The following is a 3,606-nucleotide window of genomic DNA, read 5'->3' as shown; positions in this document are numbered from 1 at the left end:
GACCTCCGGCTACCCGATTATTCAACCGTGGCTGTTAAACCACGACGTTTAAGTAAGGCTGATGTGTCTGGCTCTTGGCCACGAAATGCTTTAAACGATTCCATCAGGTCACGCGAGTTACCGACTTCTAAAATTTCTTTACGGTATTTGTCACCTAGTTCACGTTTTAAGCCACCTTGCTCTTGTACATAAGCAAATGCATCAGCAGCTAAAATTTCACTCCACATGTAGGCATAGTAGCCTGCAGAGTAACCGCCCCCCATTGAATGAGAAAAGAATGCAGACTTATAACGCGGCGGCACAAATGGCACGTTAACGCCGTGTTTTGTTAAAACATCTTGCTCAAATTTTTCAATATCTTGCAGTGGGGCATCTGCTGGTAATGAATGCCATTCCATATCTAATAAAGCAGCAGATACATACTCTAATGTATCAAAACCTTGGTTAAAGCTTCTTGATTTAATTACTTTTTCAAGTAATTCATCCGGAATAGGCTCGCTTGTTTGATAATGTTTAGCATAGTTAGCAATTACTTCAGGGTGCATTGCCCAATCTTCTTCAAACGTAGACGGGAATTCAACAAAGTCTCTTGATACTGACGTACCAGATAAGGTTGGGTATTTTACTTTTGAAAGCATACCGTGCAAGCCATGGCCAAGCTCATGGAACATAGTGGTTGTTTCATCGTAGCTAATAAGTGTCGGCTCACCTTTGGCGCCTTTTTGAATGTTCATAACATTCACGACAACAGGTTTTTGCCCATGCAAACCAGACTGTTTAACAAACGAGCTCATCCATGCGCCGCCACGTTTACCTTCACGCGCAAAATAATCAGCAAAAAAGATAGCTAGGCTTTCACCATTTGCGTCAAATACTTCATATGCTTTTACATCTGGGTGATACACAGGTAGATCGTTACGTGGCTTAAATGTAATGCCATACAAACGATTCATGGTAAAGAATACACCGTCTTCTAATACACGGTTAAACTCAAAATATTCTTTTACTGCTTTTTCATCAAGGTTGTACTTATCTTGACGTACTTGCTCGGCATAATATAACCAATCCCATGGTTTAAGTTCGAACTGCTCTGCAGATGCATTTATTTTTTCTTGAATATCGGCAGCTTCTAACGCTACATTTTGAGTTAGCCTTGGCACCATGCTAGCAAACATATCAAATACAGCTTGTGTTTTTTTAGCCATTTGCGACTCTAAACCAAATTCAGCCCAGCTGTTGTAGCCAAGTAGCTTTGCTTTTTGTGCTCTTAATTTAACTAGTTGCGCAACAATGTCACGATTACTAAATTCACCATCTAGCGCGCGCTCTGAAGATGCACGCCACACTTTCTCGCGCAAATCACGGTTTTGTAATGAAGCTAAAACAGGCTGGCGAGTGGTATTGGTGATTTTAATTAAATACTGCCCTTCGTGGCCGGCTTCTGTGGCTGCATTAGCAAATTGTTCAATTTGACCTGCCGATAAGCCAGCTAACTCTTTTTGGTCTTTTACGATGACAACATTACTTTTACTTAGCGCAAGTAAGTTTTGTGAAAACTGTGTCGTTAAGGTTGATAGCGATGAGTTAATATCACGTATTTGCTGCTTTTGTTCATCATTAAGCTGAGCGCCTGAGCGCACAAAACGTTTATAGTAAACGTCTAATAGTCGTGTTTCTTGCGCTGTTAATGCTAAAGAGTCTGTTTTTTCAAAAAGTGTGGCTACTTTTTTAAATAACGCATCATTTAAAAAGATGTTGTCTCTGTGCGCTGCAAGCTTTGGTGCAAGTTCTTTTTGAAGCTCACGACGCGCTGGGTTTGAGCTAGAGCCTGCAAGGTTGTAAAAAATGCTGCTTGTACGCGTTAATAACTCGCCACTTTGCTCAAGTGCCACGATGGTGTTTTCAAAAGTCGTAGGGGCTGTATTATTAATAATGTCTTGTACTTGCGCCATTTGCTGCGCCATACCTTGATTAAAGGCAGGTAAAAAATGCTCATCTTTGATGACTGCAAAGTCAGGGGTTTCGTACTGTAGTGTGCTTTTTTCTAATAATGGGTTGGTAGCTTGTTTTGCTTGCGCTGAAACACTTTGCGCAGTAGTTTGCTGTTTGTTGTCAGCGTTTACATTTGGCTCAGAGCAGCCCGAAAGTAATAACGCAGAGCTGATTGCCGTGGCGAGTAAAGTTTTCATATTTACATTCTCTTATTATTGTAACCAGTCGTTACCTTGTCATTAATCAAGTAAGAGTACGTTGACTTAAATGTAACTACACTTAGGTTGCGATAAAGTCTGAATTAACTGCGACGAGCTGTTAAGTTATATGCCCCATAGTGCATTTTTTGACGAGCGAGTAAAATATAAAGCAGTAAATAGGAGGGGCGTTGAGTGACTTAAATACGCCAGCGATGCTTAATTTATTTACCTATCTAGTTATTTATCGACGCACGTCTTTTGGTGCGCCACCTTTTGGCCAGTCATCCGCTTTATTGGCAAAAATAGGGCGTTCTAAATGTGAAAAATAATAAGCAATATCAACAGCTTGTTGCTCGGTTAACATGCCTTCTTGGCCCAATGGCATATTTCCTTTAATAAATGCCGCTGCGGTGTAAGTGCGTGCCATACCTGCACCATCATTAAACGACTGACTGCCGGCAATGGCTGGGAACATGTAAGTATTATTAGGATATAAGCCTTGACCGTCTAGTTGGTGACAACTTGCACAGTGCTGAACGTAAAGAGTTTTTCCGTTATCGGCGTTTGGTACTAGCTCTTTATTAATAGTGACAAAACCTGTGTTGTCTTGCAGATCGTTTTTGTTTTTTATATTTTGTGATAAAAAGTTCATGTAGCTGACAATAGCCTGCATAGGCACTGAATTAGTAGGCAGTGGCTGACCGTTCATTGAGCGTTGAAAACAGCCATTAATTCTGTCTTCAATGGTGTTTATTTTTGCATTACGTGAACGATACTTTGGATATACCACATTCATGCCCACATAAGGCGCGGCTTTGGCTACACGCCCTTCATTAAGATGGCAAGTGCTACAATTGAGCTTATTATTTACGTTATTGGGAAGTTGTTTATAGGTATCAATAATTAATAAGCGCCCATAACGAATTAAATCCGACTCAGGGCTGGCATCGAGCTCATTAATAGCGGGCGTTACTAGGGTGTTGAGGTTGTAGAATTACTCTTTTTAGGAACTGGTTCTACACATTTCACTTGATTATTTTTTAACCTTGAACCCACAGGGTTACTGTGATCTAATAGATATTATTCACCCACGGTAAATTGTTATGGCCAACTATAAGCCTGACTTATCCTGCCAAAATAAATTCATTCCAATCAATTTTGCTGAGCAAATATTGCCAGGTACATTTGAGTATGCGCTTTGTTATATTGTCGAAAATAAACTCGATTTGTCGGGCTTTGACGCGTGGTATAACAATGATAAAACGGGCGCGGCGGCGTATCCACCTTCAGTGATGCTAAAGATTATTTTGCTCGGCTATGCACATGGTTTGATCAGCAGCCGCCGTATTGCTAAGGCGTGTGAGACGAATATTTTGTTCATGAGTGTGTCGGGTCACGGCAAGATCATTATAAA

General features: G+C 40.7%; 3 protein-coding genes. 1 reads left to right on the top strand and 2 read right to left on the bottom strand.

Going from position 1 to position 3,606, the window contains the following annotated elements; all coding sequences use genetic code 11:
• Positions 1–17: 17 nt before the first annotated feature.
• Both CWC14_RS09740 and CWC14_RS09735 read right to left on the bottom strand, forming a co-directional pair.
• The gene (locus CWC14_RS09740) at positions 18–2,189 is read right to left on the bottom strand and encodes a M3 family metallopeptidase (RefSeq protein ID WP_138562639.1); all 2,172 of its coding nucleotides are present in this window, start codon (positions 2,187–2,189) and stop codon (positions 18–20) included.
• A 244-nt stretch (positions 2,190–2,433) separates the two neighbouring features.
• A complete protein-coding gene (locus CWC14_RS09735) occupies positions 2,434–3,093 on the bottom strand; it encodes a c-type cytochrome (protein WP_349654508.1) in 660 nt (219 codons plus the stop codon).
• A 202-nt stretch (positions 3,094–3,295) separates the two neighbouring features.
• Here CWC14_RS09735 and CWC14_RS09730 point away from each other — a divergent pair.
• A partial coding sequence (locus CWC14_RS09730; RefSeq protein ID WP_138562637.1) for a transposase occupies positions 3,296–3,606 on the top strand: 311 nt, incomplete at its 3' end.

Origin of the sequence: Pseudoalteromonas sp. S3260 (genome assembly GCF_005886925.1) — a bacterium.
Classification (GTDB): domain Bacteria; phylum Pseudomonadota; class Gammaproteobacteria; order Enterobacterales; family Alteromonadaceae; genus Pseudoalteromonas; species Pseudoalteromonas tetraodonis.
The sequence above is the reverse complement of the archived record's forward strand: the minus strand, read 5'-3'. Positions and strand labels throughout refer to the sequence as shown.

What these genes read in the sequence shown, in the direction of transcription:
- CWC14_RS09740 (WP_138562639.1), bottom strand. Translation starts at nt 2,189, where the DNA reads ATGAAAACTTTACTCGCCACGGCAATCAGCTCTGCGTTATTACTTTCG.